General features: G+C 39.2%; 19 protein-coding genes. 11 read left to right on the top strand and 8 right to left on the bottom strand.

The genetic code is table 11. From position 1 onward, the window contains the following. Nucleotides 1-54: 54 nt before the first annotated feature. Nucleotides 55-519 (bottom strand): (2Fe-2S)-binding protein, encoded by a 465-nt coding sequence (locus AABB81_RS07725; protein WP_342159733.1) that lies wholly within the window; start codon nucleotides 517-519, stop codon nucleotides 55-57. A gap of 410 nt (nucleotides 520-929) precedes the next feature. Continuing rightward, the gene (locus AABB81_RS07720) at nucleotides 930-1436 is read right to left on the bottom strand and encodes a Dps family protein (protein ID WP_342159732.1); all 507 of its coding nucleotides are present in this window, start codon (nucleotides 1434-1436) and stop codon (nucleotides 930-932) included. A gap of 339 nt (nucleotides 1437-1775) precedes the next feature. On the opposite strand from AABB81_RS07720, the gene AABB81_RS07715 reads away from it, so the two are divergent. The 5 genes from AABB81_RS07715 to AABB81_RS07695 all read left to right on the top strand — a co-directional run bounded on the left by AABB81_RS07715 (nucleotide 1776) and on the right by AABB81_RS07695 (nucleotide 7167). Beyond that, nucleotides 1776-2711, top strand: coding sequence for an ABC transporter ATP-binding protein (locus tag AABB81_RS07715; protein WP_342159731.1), 936 nt, complete (start codon nucleotides 1776-1778; stop codon nucleotides 2709-2711). 197 nt (nucleotides 2712-2908) lie between these two features. After that, on the top strand, nucleotides 2909-3544 hold the full coding sequence (locus tag AABB81_RS07710) for a (2Fe-2S)-binding protein (RefSeq protein WP_342159730.1): 636 nt from the start codon (nucleotides 2909-2911) through the stop codon (nucleotides 3542-3544). A 1-nt stretch (nucleotide 3545) separates the two neighbouring features. Then, nucleotides 3546-5888, top strand: coding sequence for a xanthine dehydrogenase family protein molybdopterin-binding subunit (locus tag AABB81_RS07705; protein WP_342159728.1), 2343 nt, complete (start codon nucleotides 3546-3548; stop codon nucleotides 5886-5888). A gap of 35 nt (nucleotides 5889-5923) precedes the next feature. Beyond that, the gene (locus AABB81_RS07700) at nucleotides 5924-6940 is read left to right on the top strand and encodes an FAD binding domain-containing protein (RefSeq protein ID WP_342159727.1); all 1017 of its coding nucleotides are present in this window, start codon (nucleotides 5924-5926) and stop codon (nucleotides 6938-6940) included. 11 nt (nucleotides 6941-6951) lie between these two features. Next, nucleotides 6952-7167, top strand: coding sequence for a hypothetical protein (locus tag AABB81_RS07695; RefSeq protein WP_342159726.1), 216 nt, complete (start codon nucleotides 6952-6954; stop codon nucleotides 7165-7167). 47 nt (nucleotides 7168-7214) lie between these two features. On the opposite strand, the gene AABB81_RS07690 is transcribed toward AABB81_RS07695, so the two are convergent. Next, complete coding sequence (locus AABB81_RS07690) at nucleotides 7215-9635, bottom strand: spermidine synthase family protein (protein ID WP_342159725.1); 2421 nt, start codon at nucleotides 9633-9635, stop codon at nucleotides 7215-7217. A gap of 18 nt (nucleotides 9636-9653) precedes the next feature. Further along, a complete protein-coding gene (locus AABB81_RS07685; protein ID WP_342159724.1) occupies nucleotides 9654-10388 on the bottom strand; it encodes a protein-L-isoaspartate(D-aspartate) O-methyltransferase in 735 nt (244 codons plus the stop codon). A 131-nt stretch (nucleotides 10389-10519) separates the two neighbouring features. Here AABB81_RS07685 and AABB81_RS07680 point away from each other — a divergent pair, with 131 nt between their 5' ends. After that, on the top strand, nucleotides 10520-10654 hold the full coding sequence (locus tag AABB81_RS07680) for a hypothetical protein (protein ID WP_342159723.1): 135 nt from the start codon (nucleotides 10520-10522) through the stop codon (nucleotides 10652-10654). Further along, entirely contained in the window at nucleotides 10606-10971 is a 366-nt protein-coding gene (locus AABB81_RS07675) for a carbohydrate-binding domain-containing protein (protein ID WP_342160763.1), read from the top strand. Before AABB81_RS07680 ends, AABB81_RS07675 begins: the two co-directional genes overlap by 49 nt. A gap of 24 nt (nucleotides 10972-10995) precedes the next feature. Here the strand turns inward: AABB81_RS07675 and AABB81_RS07670 are convergent, their stop codons facing one another. The 4 genes from AABB81_RS07670 to AABB81_RS07655 all read right to left on the bottom strand — a co-directional run bounded on the left by AABB81_RS07670 (nucleotide 10996) and on the right by AABB81_RS07655 (nucleotide 14855). Next, nucleotides 10996-11154: a hypothetical protein gene (locus AABB81_RS07670; RefSeq protein WP_342159722.1), complete on the bottom strand. Its 159-nt coding sequence runs from the start codon at nucleotides 11152-11154 to the stop codon at nucleotides 10996-10998. 215 nt (nucleotides 11155-11369) lie between these two features. Continuing rightward, a complete protein-coding gene (locus tag AABB81_RS07665; RefSeq protein ID WP_342159721.1) occupies nucleotides 11370-11513 on the bottom strand; it encodes a helix-turn-helix domain-containing protein in 144 nt (47 codons plus the stop codon). A gap of 947 nt (nucleotides 11514-12460) precedes the next feature. Continuing rightward, on the bottom strand, nucleotides 12461-13909 hold the full coding sequence (cls, locus tag AABB81_RS07660; RefSeq protein WP_342159720.1) for a cardiolipin synthase: 1449 nt from the start codon (nucleotides 13907-13909) through the stop codon (nucleotides 12461-12463). A gap of 67 nt (nucleotides 13910-13976) precedes the next feature. Beyond that, nucleotides 13977-14855 (bottom strand): hypothetical protein, encoded by an 879-nt coding sequence (locus AABB81_RS07655; protein WP_342159719.1) that lies wholly within the window; start codon nucleotides 14853-14855, stop codon nucleotides 13977-13979. A 122-nt stretch (nucleotides 14856-14977) separates the two neighbouring features. On the opposite strand from AABB81_RS07655, the gene AABB81_RS07650 reads away from it, so the two are divergent. The 4 genes from AABB81_RS07650 (at nucleotide 14978) to AABB81_RS07635 (ending at nucleotide 21496) form a co-directional block, all read left to right on the top strand. Continuing rightward, complete coding sequence (locus AABB81_RS07650) at nucleotides 14978-15232, top strand: type 2 periplasmic-binding domain-containing protein (RefSeq protein WP_342159717.1); 255 nt, start codon at nucleotides 14978-14980, stop codon at nucleotides 15230-15232. Between the two features lie 209 nt (nucleotides 15233-15441). Further along, the gene (locus AABB81_RS07645) at nucleotides 15442-18129 is read left to right on the top strand and encodes a LuxR C-terminal-related transcriptional regulator (RefSeq protein WP_342159716.1); all 2688 of its coding nucleotides are present in this window, start codon (nucleotides 15442-15444) and stop codon (nucleotides 18127-18129) included. A gap of 208 nt (nucleotides 18130-18337) precedes the next feature. Further along, nucleotides 18338-18586 (top strand): hypothetical protein, encoded by a 249-nt coding sequence (locus tag AABB81_RS07640; protein ID WP_342159715.1) that lies wholly within the window; start codon nucleotides 18338-18340, stop codon nucleotides 18584-18586. A 171-nt stretch (nucleotides 18587-18757) separates the two neighbouring features. Beyond that, nucleotides 18758-21496: a LuxR C-terminal-related transcriptional regulator gene (locus AABB81_RS07635; protein WP_342159714.1), complete on the top strand. Its 2739-nt coding sequence runs from the start codon at nucleotides 18758-18760 to the stop codon at nucleotides 21494-21496. Nucleotides 21497-21549: the final 53 nt, after the last annotated feature.

The following is a 21549-nucleotide window of genomic DNA, read 5'->3' as shown; positions in this document are numbered from 1 at the left end:
TGTGTTGTGATTTTTTTAATGATTAGGATTACTGTATCAACTGCAATCAAAAGATCAGGCGTTTTTCAGATTAGCAGCAGTCTTGATGGCTTTCTTGATCCTGGTATATGTGCCACAACGGCAAATATTTCCATCCATTACTGCGTCGATATCTTCGTCACTTGGATTCGGATTATTGTTTAACAATGCACTTGCCTGCATAATTTGTCCTGCCTGGCAATACCCGCATTGATAAACATCGTGTTCCAGCCATGCTTTTTGTACCGGATGATCAGCGCTTTCAGACAGCCCTTCAATGGTTGTAATTTCCTGGTTACCCACCGCTGAAACGGGCAAGGTACAAGACCTTGTAGCTACACCATTTATATGTATGGTACAGGCTCCGCATTGCGCAATGCCACAACCGTATTTTGTGCCCACCAATTGCAGATGATCTCTCAACACCCAAAGGACAGGTGTAGTAGGGTCAACGTCTATTTGTTGTGATTTTCCGTTTACATTGAGGTTAATTAATGCCATAGATCAAATTTAAAGGTTGAACAGGATAAAAATAAGCAATCCTGTTGTTTGTATAAATATAAAAATCAAACAAATACATATACAATTCAAAAGTTTGTTGGGATTAGCGCATAAAAGTGATGTAAATATGCTTTTTATATGAGGCTTATAAAAAATAAAAAAAACCGGGAAAAATCCCGGTTTTACGTTTGATATCAAAATCCTGGAGAATTTGTTTGGAATTAATCCTCTTTTACTCACATTGAAAAATGCGAGGGATTCGTCATCCAGATTTAGAGTTCTTAAAGGGAATGGTATTGTAATCCATTTTGGTTTTAGGCCCCTTGAGTTCAATAATAATTTTAATTATTGTGCTTAAATCATTTTGTTTTAAGTGCCTGTGTAAAAATACTCGGGGGTATTTGCATCCATTAGAACTTTGACCAGGAGGTAAACATCCAGTTTCTCTTTTCAAGATCACGCATGAATTCAGTGATAATTTGCTCTGTCACATTATCTCCGGCTTCCAGGGAAGCATTTAACACATCGAGCATTTTATCGTGCAGAATGTCAAAGTCTTTAAGCACTTCATGCACCATGTCAGTGGCCTCCATTCTATTCGATTTCACTTGTTGGATTTCAGACATTTCAATCGTTTCTTCGATTGTTATTGCAGGCTTCAACCCAAATACACGTATTCTTTCGGCTATGATGTCAATACGCTCCTGGACTTTATTGTATTCATTCTCGAATTCCTGATGCAATTCAAAGAAATCATGCGATTCAACATTCCAGTGAAAATTTCTTAGTTTATGATAATGAATATGATAGTTGGCAAACAATTGCTTCAGGGCAACTACAATTTCAGCAGTTTCCAAATAAGTAAAGCCTAGTTTTCTAAATGATTTTTGTTTTTTATCTAAAGTGATGGTTTCCATAATTATTGTGTTTTAAAATGTTAAAATGATCGTACTCTTTATATATCTGCACAAAAAAGAATGTTGTGCAATAGTTTCAGTGTCTGAGACACAGCGTACAAAATTGAAGTAAAATGTTTTGAAATAATTAACTCATAGACCTTATTAGGGCCTAGTTAACTTTGAAGTTAGATTTATTTTTCTCATTCATCATAGTACCAATATACAGATTTTTATGAAAAATGCAAAAATTTAACAGTTTTTAACAATTGTATGATAAAATTTGTAAGGGCATACATCTTCAGTGCCAGTTTAAAAAATAAAAATGTATACTAGTTATTTAAAATATATTTTTACAGCATGTTACAAGTAAACAATATTTCATTTTCATACAACATTGAAAAGCCTTTATTAGAAGATATAAGCCTTACTTTGAAAAAAGGGGAACATCTTTGTGTCATGGGAGAAAGTGGCTGTGGAAAATCAACCTTGTTAAAAATTATCTACGGCTTGTTGGATGTGCGGGAGGGTTCTTTATTTTGGAACGACAGCCCGATCCTTGGACCTTCATACCATTTGATTCCCGGCATGGATTATTTTAAATTCGTGGCTCAGGATTTTGATCTGATGCCGTTTACATCTGTTTCGGATAATATTTCCAAATTTTTATCAAGGTTTTATCCTGAAGAATCTGAAAAAAGAACACGGGAATTGCTTGAAGTAATTGAAATGACGCCTTTTGCCGATGAAAAGGTAAAGACCTTAAGTGGCGGACAGAAACAGCGGGTAGCCATAGCAAGGGCTTTGGCTAAAGAACCAGAACTATTGCTTCTGGACGAACCGTTTGGTCAAATAGACAATTTTAAAAAGCGTTCTTTGAGAAGAACCTTGTTTTCGTATTTAAAAGAAAAAAATATAGCCTGCATTGTAGCAACCCACGATGCTGAAGATGCACTTTCATTTGCCGATAAAATGATCGTCATCCAGAACAAAAAAATCATTGCCAATGAGCGTCCCCAAGATTTGTACAAAGCGCCAAAAAGCAAATATGTTGCTTCTTTGTTTGATGATGCGAGCGAGGTGTTGATACGTGGAAAAAAAGAGTTATTATACCCTCATCAGGTAGAAATTGTTTCAAAATCGGAATTGACTGCGACAGTTTTAAATGCTTATTTCAAGGGTTTTTATTGGGTTATTGAGGTGCTTTTTAACGATCAGGTCATTTTTTTGAATCATCATGAGTATCTTGATTCCGAAAAAACAGTTTGTTTGCGTGTGGACAGGGGGGATGTGTAAGGCGACAATGCTTCAATGCTTCATTGCTTGAATGCTTGAAATCGAACCTGCCTGCCGGCAGGCAGATCCAATCTCAAATCAAGCTATTTTCAAAAATTATTTAGAATCATTTTTGACTAATCCAGCTCTAGTATTTTATTTAATTTTATCGTAACTTAACTCCGTTTTAACAGAGTACGAACCCATACTTTAATTTTATGGAAGATAAAAAACAAGGATCCGGCTCCAAACCGAAAAAAGGTTTTAGCAGAAGAAGCTTTATCAGAGGTGCCGGATTATCCACCGCAGGAAGCGTATTATTGACTACCAATGCTCTCGCATTTGAATTTGAAGAAGGCTTTTCAGAAGGCAAAGAATTTGGACCTGAAGCCAGTATCATCCAGCTCAAGGTGAACGGGATGGTTGAGTCTTTAAGCGTCGAACCAAGAACGACCCTGGCTTCTGCCTTAAGAGACCATTTAGAACTCACAGGAACGAAGGTTGTTTGCGATCGGGGATCCTGTTCTGCCTGTACCGTATATTTGGACGGAATGCCCGTCAATGCCTGTATGATGTCGGTTTTTGACGTAGGCGACAAGGAAATTACCACCATTGAAGGTATTGCGAAAAATGGCAAACTTCATCCTGTGCAAGAGGCTTTTATTGAGCATGATGCTTCTCAGTGCGGTTACTGTACTCCGGGGATGGTGATGTCTTGTGCTCACTTGTTGGAAAACAATCCTAATCCCACGCTGGAAGATGTAAAAAGCGCCACGCGAGGCAACCTTTGTCGCTGTGGAACTTATCCTCATGTATTTAAGGCCACTTTAGCCGCAGCAAAAAAAACAACCTAAGATGGATACAAGAAAAGAAAAACTACCTTACGGTATTCCCGGGCACAATTTAAGTGAAATTGAAAGGGACATCCCCATTGAAGAGCCACCGGTATGGCCCATCAACGATAAACTAAAAATAATTGGAAAAAGAGTCAGCAGAATTGATGCATTGGATAAAGTGACTGGCAAGGCAAAATATACCTCCGATTTGAAATTGCCGGGAATGCTTTATGCTAAAATCTTGCGTTCTGCGGTACCTCATGCAGTCATATCTTCTATAGACATTAGTCAAGCTCAAAATTTAAAGGGCGTGCATGCGATTCATTTGATAGAAAATGCCCGGAAAGAGGGGGAAGAAAATAAAAATGGCAAATACCCTATGGTGAAGTACGTCGGTCAACCCTTAGGAGGGGTTGCGGCAGATAGCCTGGCTATTGCAAAAGACGCCATTTCCTTAATCAAGGTAAATTATGAAGAAAAACCCTTTGTAATCGATTTAGATTCGGCGATGAAAAGTGGTTCCCCCATCGTGTTTGATGAACCTATAACCCAGCAGCAAGACGGCGGAGACGTCGGAGAGACCCATGACGGTAGCAAAGGAACAGGTAATGTAAGAGGCCCTTCGACCAGCAGTTTTTTTGGTGGACCCAGAGGAGATTTGGAAGAGGGCTTTAAAGAAGCGGATGTTATTTTAGAAAGAACGTATCGCACACAGGTACAAACGCACATGCCTCTAGAAACACATGGGGTTGTAGTCGATTGGAAACCCGATGTGATGACAGTTTACGCCTCCACGCAAAATACGGCTGCTGTAAGAAATGAGATGGCGAGCATTTTTGGTTTGCCAAAAAGCAAAGTACGGGTTATCTGTGAATTTATGGGTGGTGGATTTGGTGCCAAGCACAGTGCAGGAAGTTTTGGGCCTATGGCCGCAAATCTTGCCAAAAAAACCGGAAGACCTGTTTGGTTGATGTTAGATCGTCAAGAGGAACATATTGCTGAGGGGAATCGCCCGAATTCAATTCAGTATTTAAAAATGGGAGCCAAAAAAGATGGTACACTGACCGGTATTCAACAGCGCTCTCACGGAACCGCAGGGGTAGCCCTGGGTGCCGGTGTGGGAAGGATCGCCCAGGTCCTGTATCCCTGTCCTAATTTTGCCACCGAACAATATGATGTATTGACCAATGCGGGACCGGGAGCCGCCTGGCGCGCACCTGGTAACGTACAAGGTGCTTTCGGATTGGAACAGGCCATAGATGAATTGGCTGAAAAACTAGAGATGGATCCACTGACTTACAGGGATCATATTGATAAAAGCGAAGTCAGAAAAGTAGAACGACAGAGAGGGGCCAAACTTTTCGACTGGTCGAGGCGCAAACCTGCCGGAAGCGCCAAGGGGGTCGTTAAGAAAGGATTGGGTGTGGGACAATCGACCTGGCCGAGATTTGTAACACTGGATTCTACTGTGGAAGTGAAAATCCACAATGATGGAGGTGTTGAGATCAGGTCGAGTGTGCAGGATATTGGAACAGGAACCAAAACCATTCTTGCCCAGGTGGTTGCTGAAGAATTAGGTCTCGAAGTGACAGATATCAAGGTCAATATTGGTGATACTTTTTTCCCTGTAGGACCGGGCTCAGGAGGAAGTGTGGTAACCGGATCGATTACTCCTCCTACACGTAATGCAGCTTATGAAGTAAAAAAAGAATTATTAAAACTCGTTGCTAAAAAATGGGAAACCGATTCGTCGAATTTATCGATAGCCAACGGTGAAGTGAGCAACAGCAAAAACGCTGAACACAAAATGTCATTTAAGGAGGCTACGAAACTGATGCGTACGAGTCAAATTGCTAAAGTAGTCAGCCGTTCAGATGACTATGGCGGCTTTCAGCAACCCTGGGGCCTGGCCTATGGTGACTTGGGATCAGTTCAGTTTGCTGAAGTAAGCGTAAATACCGATACAGGATTTGTAAAAGTAGACAGGGTCGTAGCTGCACACAGTTGCGGACGGCCACTCAATACCGGTCAACTGGAAAGCCAGATTAATGGAGGCGTTATCCAGGGGGTTTCTTATGCGCTTTATGAAAACAGGGTGATGGACAATAGTACCGGTCATATGATGAATGCAAATGTAGACCAGTATAAAACGCCTTTTTCCATGGAAATTCCTCAGATTGATTCGATAATTGTTGAAGAATATTCGGCACTTTCTTCGACCGATGCCTATGGTATTGGGGAGCCTGCGAATATTGCGACGGCAGCAGCAGTTGCCAATGCAGTGTATAACGCCATTGGGGTAAGGATTTATGAAATCCCCATTACGCCTGCAAGTATTCTTAAGGCATTAAATAAAGTATAGCAGCAGACTTGATTGAGTCTCTTAAATAGTAAGACATGAATAAATTTAGTTGGTATGAAGCCAAATCTGTTGAAGATGCGCTTGAACAGGTAAACTCGACAGTTTCCGAACAGTTATATGAATCCGGCAAAGAAGCAGCCATATTTAAATCTGGTGGTATAGATGTATTCGATTGGATAAAGGAGGGCTTGCTTAAACCTCAGAAAATTATCAATATTCGCAACATTCCGGGTCTCGATAAGATTAGTTATGACCGCAAAGAAGGCTTGAGCATAGGGGCAAATGTGACCTTAGCTGAAATCGCTTCCAATGAGGAAATCAAAATTAATTATCCGGCACTACACCAGGCAGTTATTCATGCTGCTACACCGCAATTGCGCAATATGTCTACCTTGGGAGGGAACATTGCCCAGCGCAACCGTTGCTGGTATTTTCGCTCTGCCGATCACGAATGCTTCCGTAAAGGAGGCGATCGGTGTTTTGCGCGCCACTCTGATCATGGTCAAAATGAAAATCACGCCATCATTGATAATGGCTCTTGCGTAAGTATACATGCATCATCGATAGCTACGGCACTTATGGCTTTTAAGGCCAGTGTAGTTATCGTAAATAGTGATGGGAAAAAGAAAAAGGTTCTCATGGATGACTTTTTTGTTTCTGCCGGTGAAGATATTTCTATGGAGACCATCCTTCAATCCAAGGAATTGATTACAGATATTGTACTTCCACCTTTTTCTAAAAATACCAAAAGTGCTTATTTAAAACATGTTGCCCGTGAATCTTATGACTGGTCACTTGGAGATGTGGCTGTTGTTATGGAAGTTTCGGGAAACACCTGTAAATCGGCAAGTATTGTTTTAGGAGCAGCTGCCCCGGTGCCATATCGTTCATTGCAGGCTGAGGAGGCGATGGAAAAGAAAGACATTAATCAGCAAAATGCACTGGCAGCTGCAGAAGCAGCCATGAGCATAGCGCGCCCACTTTCTAAGAATGGCTATAAAGTGCCTTTATTTGTATCGATTATTAAACAAGCTATTTTGGAAATCACCTAGAAATGGAACCTATGAATTCAAAAAATAAAACCATCTGTAAATTCCTTCGCGCCAGAAACCCGTATGGAATGATGGAAGGAGGAGAAAAGCCCTGGCTACTTTTAGACGATGCCAATACCATTTGCTGGTGTATCAATTCAGCCGGAGCTTCGGGACCGGATAACGGATTGGTATCAACTTCCCATTGCAGAGAAGGCAGGAGTTGTTTTGTAGCTGATCATGATTAAAAGGCTCCTGTTGAATAGGAGAAACTACAAAGAACGTCTCGAATACCTTAAGCAGTACTGTTGGGAGCGTAAAAGCGAAGCGAAAAAATACTAATACATGCCATAAAATAAGCAAGGGCAGCTAACAACAATACTGCTGTGAACCCAAATTCAACGGCAATAACCGTTGCCAGAGAAGTACTTATTACCGAAACACATCCATTGATGCCCCAGGCCCAGGGAACCTGTTTTTGTTGCTTTTTGTCGACCAGTTGTAGACCCATCGGGAAGGGCATACCCATAAAAAAGGCAGGGAAGCCTATTGATACAAAGGTTATGAGAATTTTACCCCAAATGGGCCATCCCTCGGTTTGTGATAAGACAAATCCCAATCCCAGGGCATAGACCAGTATCAGGCTGGTGATCAGTGCCGTCAGGCGGATAAGCTTCGTTTCTTTTAAAGCCAGTTTTGAAGAGTAAAGGCTGCCAAGGCCTGAACTGAAAAGCATGATAGAGATCACGGTAGCAACCGCATAAATCGGATGCCCTAAAAACCGCACAAAATATTTGATCAAAACGATCTCCAAAAACATATAGCCTAATCCCAGGCCCGAAAAATAGAATATGACCCATGCTTTTTGTCCACCCTTAAAGCCAAGTTTGAACAAAGGCAGGATGATAAATACAAAGGCCATTATCACCACTTGCAATAAAGTCACCAGAACGATCAGGTAACCCAATTCCAAAAAAGCAGCACGTGCTCCTAATTGTTGCCACTGTCTGGCCATACGCCGGATTTTTAGAAATTGATAAAAATAGGGGCGGTCATCAGAAGGTATGCTTATGTTAAAATCATTGGCTTTAACAAGTATTTCCCGTTCGGGTCCAAACATTTTCCTTACCAAACTGAAAACAGCATCATCTTCCAGGGTATTGTAAATTTCTTTTGATCCAGAGCCGGGCAATAAAACCGGATCAAAGCCGTAATCATCACAAAACCTGTTTACGGCAAGCAGGTCTTTTGGTCCGAGGGCCGATTTTTTGATCACATAAGTCAGCGTGGACCAGCTTCTTATTGCCACAACATGCCCCAGTGGATCAACTATGCTAAGATTTTCGAGCATTCCTGCAATAAGGGCAGCATTCTTAATTATTATTCTGGGGGGGACATCGATAAAGGAGGAAAGCACGATCATACCTTTAGGGCTTAATTTTTGCCACATCTCGAGCAGTGCTTCTGAGGTGAGCAGGTTTTCTTCGTGAAGGGCATTAAGCCCCACAGATCCGCCAAAAGCCCCTGATAAAGGGAGTTGAATAAGATCGAACTCTTTATCAGACTGTTTTAGATAGGAACGAGGAGAGGTATTGTAGACCTGAACTTCGGGCCTGTAGAACAAAGAATCGGTATATTCGGCGTAGGGCCCTTTTATGAGTCTTGTAACAATGGCATTAGGCTCTACTGCAAAGATTTGATCAGCCTTTTTTTTAAGGGCATGGGCCACCTCAAAACCTGCTCCCGCTTGAAAAATAAGCACTTTTTTAGGGCTTTCCAACACATAAGGCAGGGCCATGGTGCTATGGTTGAGCACATGCAGACTGTCATCCATGTTTCCCTGAGGGATGGCAGCGTACCAGTTGCCATTGTTAAAAATCACTTTAGAGGGTCTTACCTCCTGTACATATGAAAGGCTTAGGCCAGGGGCATATCTTTGAACGGGTGAAGAGACCACCTGAACAAGGCCATAAGGACTGCTTTGCCGGGTCTCAATTTTGGCTTCGGGTAAATTCAAAGCATAGCTGATACTTTTAAACTGTGACGATTTTAGTTCAAAGGAGCTAAAGCCCTGATAGAAACAAATCACTAATGCAAGGAGGGCGTAAGCTGAAAGAAGGTAACCCCCTTTTTTTTTGATGAGCATCACCCCTGCAAGCATCGGCATAAGAGCAATAACCCAGGGTAAGTCAACGGGTTCAAGGTGCCAAAGTAAAAAGATGGCCAGGATGCCCCCGATACCAGATCCAAGCATATCAGAAAAATAAAAAATACCTATTTGAGCTACTTTTTTAACGAAGACCAGCCCAAGGGCCAGGGAACCCATCAAAAAAGGAAGGAAGAATAAAAAATAGCTTCCAAGTAACCTCCCAAATTGTGAATAATCAACAAATAGCAGGTACGAATCAAACAAAAGAAAGTCCATTCGCGATACCCTTACGCTTATGCTCATCAAAAGCCCGCTGCTGATCATAAAGAAGGGGAGGAGCCAGTCGGCTTTTTTGAGCAATTCATTTCTATAGAGCGATAAAAGGGCACCACTGGCGCCAAATCCTAAAAGAGCTATAGAAATAACCATATAGGCAAAATGATGCCACTGCACGATGGTAAAAAAATGCATCAGCTGTATCTCATAGGCTACAATTGCGGCCGATATAATCGAAATAGAAAGCCCCAATCTTAACGTCTCGTATCTGTATGTTCGGGCGTTGCTCATGTTTGATAAGTTTAAAGCTTAAGAACCTTTGTCTCGGGTAAATGGGACAAAACGAACAAACATGAGGTTTCTGGTCTTTATTTTACCTCCATTTTTGGTCACCAGCAATAGTTGCTGTGTGGAAAAGGGCGTGCCCACGGGGATAATCATCCGGCCACCTTCGTTAAGTTGTTCGATAAGAGGCGGAGGGACGAATTCGGCTGCTGCGGTTACCACTATGGCATCAAAGGGCCCCTTGGAAGCCCAGCCAAAATAGCCATCGGCATTTTTTACCTGAACATTGTCATATGCCAGCTTCTTGAGGCGTTTTTTTGCCTGCAGGTACAATTCGTCGATGATTTCTATGGTGAACACACTATCTACAATAGCGCTCAAAACAGCCGCCTGATAACCCGATCCGGTGCCTACTTCAAGTACCCTGAAATGATTCTGGGGCCTGATAGCTTCGGTCATAAAGGCCACGATATAAGGTTGGGAAATCGTTTGCCCGTAACCTATGGGCAAAGGGCCGTCCTGATATGCTCTTTGTCTAAATTCTTGAGGCACAAATTCATGTCTGGGGACATTTCTCATCGCATCAAGCGTGGCTTGGTCATTTACACCTCGTGAAATAATATCATGTGAGACCATTTTTTTTCTCGTTTGTGTATAGTCGTCTTGCCCTGACAAAACCAAGGGCAATAATAGTGTGATCATCATCAGAAATTTGTTGATTGTCATCAATAATCTGCTTCCGTGACAAGAATGTTTCATCTTTAAGAGATTTAGAATCTTGGAGAATAATTTGCATATTTTTTTATAAAAATGCAATGATGCCATACCCGAAACAAATTGATTTTGGTCAATGATTAAGGTGTTCTGTTGATACACATACAAAATACCGTATGAAACTGAATGAAACCATGGGAAAGGAGAGAACTGATGAGTTTTTGATACATGGACCGAGAATTATTTTACCAAGACCGATTGGATCGACTGGAATTCAGGAAACTTTTATCGCAACGATGGCGTTGATATAGGCCAATTTGAAGAAATCCCTTATGTTAGCTGGACCGAAGCCGGAGAATGGACGCAGTATACACTCAGTATATCCAAAGCAGGAATGTTTAACACGACGATCAACTCGGCAGCAAAAGATGCAGAAGGCATGCTTAAAATTAAAGTAGACGGTATCATCGTCAAGGAAAATATACAGCTCTCCACAACTCAGGGGTCTGACAAATGGCAGTCGATAACTGTTGAAGGCATGGATTTACCCCTGGGAGAACTGATTGTTAAATTTCATATTATAAAAGAAGGGTCCAGTTTACTGGACTTTTCTTTCATCGGGCTATGATGGGATTATTGATGAAAGCATCTGCTACATCAGATTCAACTCAATCCTGTCTTTGCCAGATATTTCAACGCCAATCAAATTAAATTCCTGATTGTGCTCGAGGTCGTATAATACAAAAGGTAAATTTTTGTGTTGGTGATCAAGTTTCTCCAATTCTTTGATGAGGTCGTTTATTGTTTTCATAACAGCATTTTTTATCATTCTTAATATCAAGATACAACGAAGTTATCAGGGTTTTATTGTCTTGTTTGTCATTGGTATATGGCGGGTTTAAGTCAAGATTATTATGAATGAATAGGTGTTTTCATTCCAATAGAAAAACGATTGAAGATATTTTGAAACAACCTTTTTGTCGTACGATCAAATATGACATCGAAATACAACGCAATTCTTTCCGGTCAAGTTCTGGTAAGATCAGCATCCCTGTATTTAGTAGGGTTTATACCAAGTTGTTTTTTGATAAAATTACTAAAATGGGTAGATTCTTTGAATCCAAGGGCATAAGCAATTTCCGATATGTTCCAGCTACTGTGTTTCAGCATTATTGTGTGCTATCGTGTTGCGCTTGTTCACGATAATTCCATTTGCCGGTATAGCACTTTCTGTGATCATCCTTTCAATAACCTATGGGGCATTGACTTTGAAGGTAATTCATTCTAAAAAAACAGCTACTTGAACATTAGTGTCATAAGTAAGGAACATCCAAATATCAGTATCTTAAAAAGGTTCAACCCTGTGAATGCGAATACTTTGCTAGAGGTGTAAGCAGAAGATTTTGTTTGGTATTAATAAAGCGCGAATATATCCCTTGTCAGACAAGTGTCGTTCGCCTGCTATCATTCTATGTAATATAATACTTTACTAGTTTTCTTTGTTTCTGTATAATATTCGTTTAACTCTATATCAAATGAATCATTTGAATATTTACGTATTTTTAACGTGGTTTCTATTTCGCCATTTTTTTCGGGAACCCCGATTCTATAGGAGTGCATAATACTATCTCGTGTTTTATTTGTTTGTATAACTACCGAATCTTTTACCGTGAAATAACAATCTTCGATATGTGATTCCTGTTCGAATGATGGTGTCACCACCATATGTTCAGACGATGTATAGTTCTTTTGCGAATATGATATCATTCCGACTATCATACATAATAGGATAACTATTTTTTTCATTGTTAATGGTGTTTTCTCAAATCTAAAAATAGTATATGTCAAATTTGATGATTTTAATCAGTTTGCTAAAAATTACCTTTATGAGCGTAGTGTAGATCTGATATAGGTCATGCCTGTTGGAACAGAACAATTCTGTTTTGGTCACTTCTTTAAATAATTGAGATGGATGATGCTTCAACTACTCAAGCCCAGGAATAGATACTCAAAATAGCAGGCTTTATATTGATTTTTTGCTAAGTTGTTTTCAGGGGTTATTTCCCCTTATATATGACATAAAGGCACAAATAATGACCCTTTCGCTGTTTGATATGTTACAAAAGTGACGAAATCAACCTGGCGACGGCATAGCTCAGGCGTTTGACCATACCGGTTTTGTTCCATTGTTCAGATGTTATTTCACGGCATTCCTCAAGGTCATTAAAAAAGACACCCTCAAGTTCAGTTGCAAAATCCTTTCCGTAGATCACAGACATGATCTCAAAATTGAGGTCAAAGCTCCTGATGTCCATATTGGCGGTTCCAACCACGCTCAACCTTGTATCAGCAACCACGGTTTTGGCGTGAACAAAGCCTTTCTTGTAAAGAAAAATACGCACACCTGCATCCAGTAGATTTTTAAAATAAAACCGTGAGGCGGCACCCACTATGGCCGAATCAGATGTTTCAGGTACCATAAGTCTCACATCAACTCCCGAAATGGCTGCCTGTTTTAATGAATCCATAATACTTTCACTTGGAATAAAGTACGGATTGGTCACGTAGAGTTTTTCTTTTGCCAGCGAAAATATCCTTAAATAGCTCAACATAATGTTAGACATTGGATAGATCGGGCCACCGGCAATCACCTGGCCCAAAGCACCGATTCCTTTATCTGACCTGACGTGTTCATCGGGGAACAGGTTTTTGTCAAAAGCCACTTTTTGAGCCGAACTTGTATTCCAGCTCACCATAAAATGGCGCTGCAAGCTCAAGGTTAGCGGGCCCGTTAGTTTGACATGAGTGTCGCGCCAGTACAGTCCTGTATCGATGGAATTATCATACCTGTCAGAAATATTGATTCCTCCGACAAAACCGCTGGTGCCATCAACGATAATGATTTTTCGGTGATCCCGGTGGTTCATTCGATTGGCAAATTGCCTGATTCGCACCTTGATCTTGGGATATACCTCTGCGCCGCCCTGCTTCAATTCCCTGACCACATTTCGCCTGATCTTTCTGCTTGCGTAATCATCGTACAATACCCTGACTTTAACCCCTTCGCGTACTTTTTTCAAAAGAATCGTTTTGATCTGATTTCCCCGGATGTCATTTTCCCAGTCATAATACTCCAGATGGATAAAATGTTTCGCCGTTTCAAGGGTCTTCAGCACTTCAGGAAATTTTTCCTCTCCGTTAACCAGCAGTTTAAAATTGTTTTGACTCAAATGTTCCCCTGAAATTTGACTCAGAAAATGCACCATGGGTTCAAAATGGGCAATTTCTGAATGATTTGATTCGATCAGGAGGGACGTATCATTTTTTATTTGCTTTTGATAAGCCTTGTCAATTTCCAGATGACTTTCCATCCCTTTGGCCGTTGATTTCTGATGCCGGTAATTGATTCCGAAAGCAAAATAGATAAAGATCCCGACAAAAGGGAAAACAATGGTCAGCAGCAGGTATGCCAGCGTTTTAGGGGTGGAATCCGTATCTAGTAAAATCCTGACTATCGTGTAGACCAGAATGACTACATAAGCGAGTAATAAAGTAGCTTCAATCATTTTTTATTTATTTAATTATTTCTCCGGCAGTCATTGCCGATATTTTGTTGATTCATTCTTCAGCACATCAGAACAAAAAATTAAGGCCTACAGCCGGTCCCCTGAAATTGTAATCAATGGTGGTTTGAATATCATCATTGGGAAATACCACCCTGATATCAAATTCCTGATAACTGACGTCAATGCCAAACCATTTTATTGGTTTGAACATGAGACTGGCACTAAAATCATAAAGAGAACCATTGAAATCATCGAGATAAAGTGAGAAGAAGCCTATATTACCATTGATATACAGCCATTCTTTTAACTTGAACAAAGCCACCAGACCCAAATTTGGCAAGGGGGCAGTAAAATTTACTTTGGCATCGATATTTCCTAAATCGGAACTCACTCCGGTTCCCAACGACATGACATAGATATTGAGATAGGCGCCAAGAAAAGCATTAGGGTCCTTCAACAGTGAAAGCAGGTATCCGGCACTGGCCACCTGTGTATTGAAATATCCCCTGGCCTCTGATCCTGCGGGAAGCGTGTCGCGTAAAAAGATGACATCTTCTTTGGTGGTATATGATTTAGCCCTGTCAATCCCGTAATATTTTGCGTAGATACCGCTTGACGGTGTAATGCGATACATTATTGAGCCTGTGAAAAACGATTTTTCACTCGGAAGCCCTAGATTCTTCTCAAGGCCCACATTAGCCGTAAGTAATCCATCCTGAACATCAAAGGATGCAGTGGTATTGAGTTTTGCCTTTACTCCGCTAAAGGAAACAAAAACTTGCCTGTTGTCTTTTCTGAAGGCTTTTCTTAATTCCTTGTGGGTTTCCTTTCTGCTCAGGGAATCATTTTCTGGCTGATCTTCCTGTTGGGCCATGGCCACTGAAGCTATAAGGCAAATGATCAAAAAGACTAAAGCATGTAATTGATTTTTAACATAGGATCCCATATTAGGCATAACTTAAAAATATTAAAGTCCTGATCATCGACTAAATTATTAATTAAAGATAAGATATCAACTGTAAAACGATTTCAATTTAAGTATTTTTTCGATTCTCTTTTGATAAGGTCTTGCAGATTTTTAAACACAGTGGCTTTCATCCGAGAATTTCTAGCAATACAGTGCATGCCATTACCATCTTTGGTCTTGTTGAGAACAAGCGGGGCATATATGTCGTAAGCAGTTCGTTGCAACTGGGCAATCAAAAGAACATTAAACTTATTGAATTAGATCAAATTCCGCATCGAACAGTTCTGTCTGTTACCTGGAATTCGGTAAATGAAAACCCTATTTTGAATAAGATCAGTTCTAAAATCATAAACTAAATGTAGGCCATGGAGCAAAGGGAGTAAAGTTGCGCCATTCAGCAATTTAATGCATTATAAAGCTGCCAGGAATTAACTGCCTATTCTTATTCCCTGTTAAATTTGAAAGGATACATTTTTTAGTTTTCAAAAAAAAACAAGGTTATTTTGAATATGCATATTATTGATATAAATCGTATGTTTACAATTATATCGTATGTTTATTTATTATGTTACGAACAAAATTAAACAGGCCAAACCTGGGGCCTGATCTCGTGGTAAGAGATCAATTAATTAGACAATTAGATCAAAACAGTCATAAACCTCTTTCCCTGATATCAGCCCAATCAGGATATGGCAAAAGTATATTAGTAAGCCAGTGGATTGAAAACTGTAAGGTCAATGCTGCCTGGGTCTCCCTTGATGATGAGATCCGAGATCTGAGAATATTTTTGGAATACATGATAGCGGCTCTCAAAAATATTATTGATAAAGATTTTACCAAGCTTGAAGAATATATCCAAAGACAGCAATTACCACCTGTCGAAACCGTCTTTGAAACAATGGCTGATGTGCTGGAAAATGTTGAGGAAAACTTTGCACTCATTCTTGATGATTACCAGGTAATCAATAACGAGGATATTCACGGACTGCTAAATTTATGTATTACCTACCCGATTGAAAATCTGCATCTGGTCATCATCTGCCGGCGCGATCCTCCGTTAAAATTCAATAAGCTGAGATTGTTCAATCGAATCAATGAAATTCGCCTGTCTGATTTGTTATTCAGCCTTGATGACACGAAAAAGCTGGTTTCAAAAAAGGTTACGTATGTTTTAACTGAAAAGGAACTAAAAAAAATAGAAAAAAGGACCGAAGGTTGGGTATTGGGAATACAAATGATGTTAATGACCGATGAAATACGAAAGGTCAATGCGGAGATAAAGCCCTCAACGCATTATTCCTTGTCGGAATATTCAGATTTTTTTACGGATCTCGTTTTGAAACGCTTTTCTGATGAATTCAGAAATACCTTGATTGTTTCTTCTATTCTATCTCGATTCAACAATGAATTAATTGACGTTCTTTTTACAGAAAGTGGTTCTCCTAAAATTTCCGGTAGTCGTTTTATCCAGGACTTAGTTGCCAATAACCTGTTTGTATATTCATTGGATGATGAACGAACCTGGTACAGGTACCATCATTTTTTCGATGAAATGTTGCTAATACAATTGCACAAAGGCTTTTCCGAGAATCAGATAGCTTCTTTTCATAAAAATGCCAGCAGCTGGTTTGAAAGCAATGACTACTTGGATGAGGCTTTTCATCACGCCCTGCAATCAGGAGACATTGATTTTGCTGTAAGCATTTTTGATAAGAATCGAATCAGATTTTTTAATACCGACCAATTCAGACGTATTAATCAATGGCTCGACCTCTTACCGAAAGGCACAGTTGAAAAGCATATAGGCTTGCTGGTATCACGAGCAATACTTGACGAAGCCAAATATGATTTGGTTGCCATGAAGGCTGATGTGGGTATGGCTCAAAAGTTAGCTGAGACAATGGAGGCAGACTCTCCAGAGAATAAACAACTACTTGGTGAGTATTATACTGTGCGCAGCTTATTAGATTTCAGTTTAGAGAATTATAAGGACGCATTCGCTCATGCTAATAAAGCCTTGAGTTTACTGGAAGACAAGACGCAAATGATAAGTAATTATGCATTTGCGTTTCGTTTATATGCTTTAAATGCATTAGGAAGATATGAAGAGGCTGAAACGCTCGTCAATGGAATTCTGGAAAGCATACCATTAAAGAATTCAATACCTTATATCTATACGCAAATATTGAATTCGTACCTGAACTCATTTAGAGGAAATCTTAAGGTTATTGCAGAAGCCATGTCAAATACTTATTCTTTATTCATAGAGAATAAACTGTGGGTTTTACTAAGTTCAGTTTCGTACTATCTTGGGAGTTCGTATTATCAATTCAATAAGCTGAGAAAAGCAGTTGAATATACAGAGATTCTTAGTGATCATTACTACGCTGGCCGACCCTATTGGGATTTACCAACCATATATACCAAAGCACTCGGGTTTCTTGCTTTGGGAGAAACTCAAAAACTATCAGATACAATTGACGAAATAAACGAAGTAACTAAAAATGTGGGAATTAAGTCATTTGACGAGCTTACAAAGGCATTTAAGGTCGACGTGGCACTGCGACAAGGAAAGATCAAACAAGCATTGGAATTGTCAAAATCAACAGATTTTGATTCCATTTACCTAGATTATGCATTTTATTTTCAGCAATTAACGTATGTCAGATTACTTATCATTACTGATCATATTAGAAATAGTAATAAGATAGAAGAACTCCTCGAAAAGTATATTAAAAAAGGAAGATCAGGCCACAAGTACAATTTCCTTATGCAAGTGCTGCTTATGCAATCCATCTATTTAAGCAAAAAGGGTGATGAGGAAGCTGCTCTGAATTCAGTAAAAGAAGCCATAATCCTGGCTGAGCCGAATGGATTTATCAGAATCTTTGTCGATCTGGGTGAGCCAATGAAGGAACTACTTGAAAAGTTTCAGCATACTGAACCTGACAGCTATTATGTTTCGACACTTCTGGAGGCATTTGAAAACGAGCGACCAATCCAAACACTCGAAGAAAGATTAGAAAAAGTCCAATCATTCAATAGACTAGAAATTCTTTCCGTTCGGGAAACCGAAACATTACAATATATTGCAAGGGGCTATCGCAATAAGGAGATTGCAGAATCTTTAAATATCTCTGTTGAAACCGTAAAGTCACACGTTAAAAACAGCCTGAAAAAAATGAAGGCCAAGAACAGGGTGGAACTTGTAAAAAAGGCCCGTGAACATAAATTGATTGCATCTGAAAATTAACAGTTTTTTGTTAGAGAAGTAATCGTTGCACCATTAATTTTCGCTCCTCTTTACCATATTCAAATATTTTTCACTACATTTTCACTCTTTTGAGGGATTGTGATTCATGTCCTTTTTTTATTTCTTTGAACATCCATTGGAATCTAATTGATCAATGCTGGTGCATAAAAATAAGAGAAGAAAATTTAAATAATAAATGAACACAAACATGATTACATCAGAGGTTAAAAATATGGCTTTTGGGAATTCGGGGATATATCAAATTACGGTTATGGGAGACCTGGATATATCTTGGTCTTCACGATTATCAGGAATGCAAATATCACTGGACAAAAGGATTGATGGCAAGGACGTTTATTCATTGGTAGGAAAGCTAAAAGACCAGGCAGAACTGATCGGTATTATAAATACTTTATATGATCTTCATCTATCGTTGATTGAGGTTAAAACTCATTAATTAAATTGCTATGGAGACTTATTTCAATATATCGATTTGTGAAGAGGTTTGCAGTGAATTAAAAAAAAATAAAATGTGTATATTTACAGTGATTAAAAAAATGAATAATCATGTTTTTATGATAAAATAATTAAATAATTAACCTGCTGTTTATAACCCCCCCCCCCCCCCATGGATTTTTTAAAAACAAGATTAAACAAACCCATAATACATTCTGATTTTATTGAAAGGGAACGTATTACATCTGCTTTAAACAGAAACAAATCCAAAACATTGACGCTTATTATTGCAGGTGCAGGATATGGCAAAAGCATAACAGTAAGCCAGTGGTTGGATCAACTTGATAAGAAATATTGTTGGGTTGAGATGGATGAGGACTGCAATAAATTCAAAACTTTTGTTGAGTATATTATTGAAGCTACCCGAACGGTATTTCCTAATTTACTAGGGGAGATTTCGAAAATGATTAAATCAATTGAGGTGGATTCCCCAAAAGTCATTTCAAAGCATCTGATAAACGAACTCCTGGATATCGAGGAAGATTTTTATATTGTAATTGATGACTATCATTTAATTCAGAACGCCGAGAACCATCAATTGGTAGAGATGATCTTAAAATATCTCTCAGCAAGAATCCATTTAATCATAATTAGCAGGAATGATCCACCTTTAAACATTAATCAATTATCTGCCTACGATAATGTCTTTGAATTACGCGGACAGGATCTGCGTTTCACTCCTGAAGAGATTGGGCAACTTTCGGAGCAGTTATATGATAAAAAATTGAATGTTGATCAAATTAAATCAGTGATTCAAGCCACCGAAGGATGGATCATTGCCGCGCGCCTTCATTTAAAAATTCTATCGGAAGGTACAGATTTAAGAGAAAGCAGTGAGTTGTTGCAAAGCAAACAAGAATGCCTGATGGAAAATATGTTTCATGAGGTAATTACTGTTGAGCAGGATGATATCTTTAAAGGCTTATTGCTTGCATCATTTTCAAAAAGGTTTACCATAGACCTTATTGTAAGGTTAATGGAGTTTGATAGAACAAATCATTCTTTTGATCCGGATTTATTTACAAAGAGATTTAGGAAAACACTTAAAAATACGATGTTTATTTATGCCTTGGATCATGAGGGAAAATGGTTCAGGTTCCATCGCCTTGTTTACGATTTAATGCGTAACAAAGTAAAACAGCGATATTCCAGAGCCCAGATTAAAAACTTCCACATTGAGGCTAGCAGGTACTTAGAAGGTATACATTCTTATGAAGAAGCCATACATACAGCCCTTTATGCTGATGATGTGGATTTTGCCATTTCGATTATCATAGCTAATTACAACACACTGTTAGATTCGGAACAATTTCAGCGACTTGGTTCATGGTTAAATATGTTACCCCCGGGCACGGTGGAAATGCATCCCGAATTACTGATGACAAGGGCCATTTTAAATGAAGCAAAACATGATCTTCACGGACTCACCAGCGACCTTGAAATATTCGAAAAAATCATGATGCCAGTCAATAAGAATAGTTTGGAATGCAAACGGATGCGGAGTAGTTATTATGCCATGTCTGCAGGCAAATTCTTTTACTCAAAAGAGTATGATCGTACCCTGAAAATGACTGACAAAGCTCTTCCGCTATTAAATGGCAACTATTCTTATGTTTATAGCTTTGTTTATATTATCAGGTCCATGACTCTGCAGATAACCGGATATGAAAAAGAGGCGACCGAGCTAACAGACAAATACCTGACAGCAATTCCCAAAGATGATAAAATGGGGATATTACGCTCCCATCTGTGCAATATTATAGTGAAGTCTATTCAGGGTAAAATTGATAAAATATCAGTTTCTGCCAACCTTATCATAAAACTTAGCCTTGAACAAAAAAAATGGATGACCTATGCCATGGCAAACTATTATTTAGCCGCATCAAGTTATTACCGGAACGAACTGGAGAAGGTTCGCAAAATATATGAGGAGTCGAGAAAGAACGGATTTTCCGGGCGGCCGAACTTCATCCTTCAAACAGGCTTTTTTGCGGCACTTCAAATGCATTCAGATCAAGACAACGAAGGCTATGATCAAATTATCTCAGAGCTATACGACTATGTAAATAAATTTAACAAAAGTGAATTAACACAACTGGTCGCTGCCTTCGAACTGGAACATGAATTGCTTCACGGTAATCTGAATAAAGCCCGTGAACTTGCAACACATGTTGATTTTAGAGATTTGAGTACAATTTTCTATTTTTATACACCTTCATTAACGAAAATTAAGCTGATGCTTGCAGATCCTGAGAACTGGGATATAGAGGAAACTCGTTTAGAACTCGAGGAATTAATCGAAAATAAGGAGAAAAAGAACCTGGAGCACATTCTGGTTCAAGTTTATCCTTTAATTGCCATATGGCATTCAAGATATGGCCGGAAAACAGATGCTATATCTCATCTAAGGAAGGCAATTAAGATGGCTGAAAAAGGAGGGTTTGTTCGTGTTTTTTTGGATCTAGGTGAAGAAATGCGTTTGCTTTTGACTCAATTGGAGTTGCAAGAAAAGAAGAGTCCTTTTATTGACAAATTACTAAATGGTTTCAATCTCAATTACAGAAATGAGGCATTCGCTACAAATTTAATACCGATGAAAAATGAGTTGTCGGCAGGTCAATCGATTGTGACCCCAAGAGAGACCGAAATCCTTAATCTAATTGGCAAAGGCCACTCGAATAAAGAAATTGCCGATTTGTTATTTCTTTCTCATAGTACAATAAAAACGTACCTGTACAATTGCTATCAAAAGCTTGAAGTAAAAAACCGGGTTGAAGCTATTATGAAGTCTAAAAAATTAGGGATACTAAGCAATTATGCTGACAGGGTGCGTCCCAAAACTAACCCTTAAATTGATCTTATTCTTAAAGGATAAACACCAACTGGCTACAAACTTTTCTGGAT

The organism is Lutimonas vermicola (assembly GCF_038433205.1).
GTDB classification, from domain to species: domain Bacteria; phylum Bacteroidota; class Bacteroidia; order Flavobacteriales; family Flavobacteriaceae; genus Lutimonas; species Lutimonas vermicola.
The sequence above is the reverse complement of the archived record's forward strand: the minus strand, read 5'-3'. Positions and strand labels throughout refer to the sequence as shown.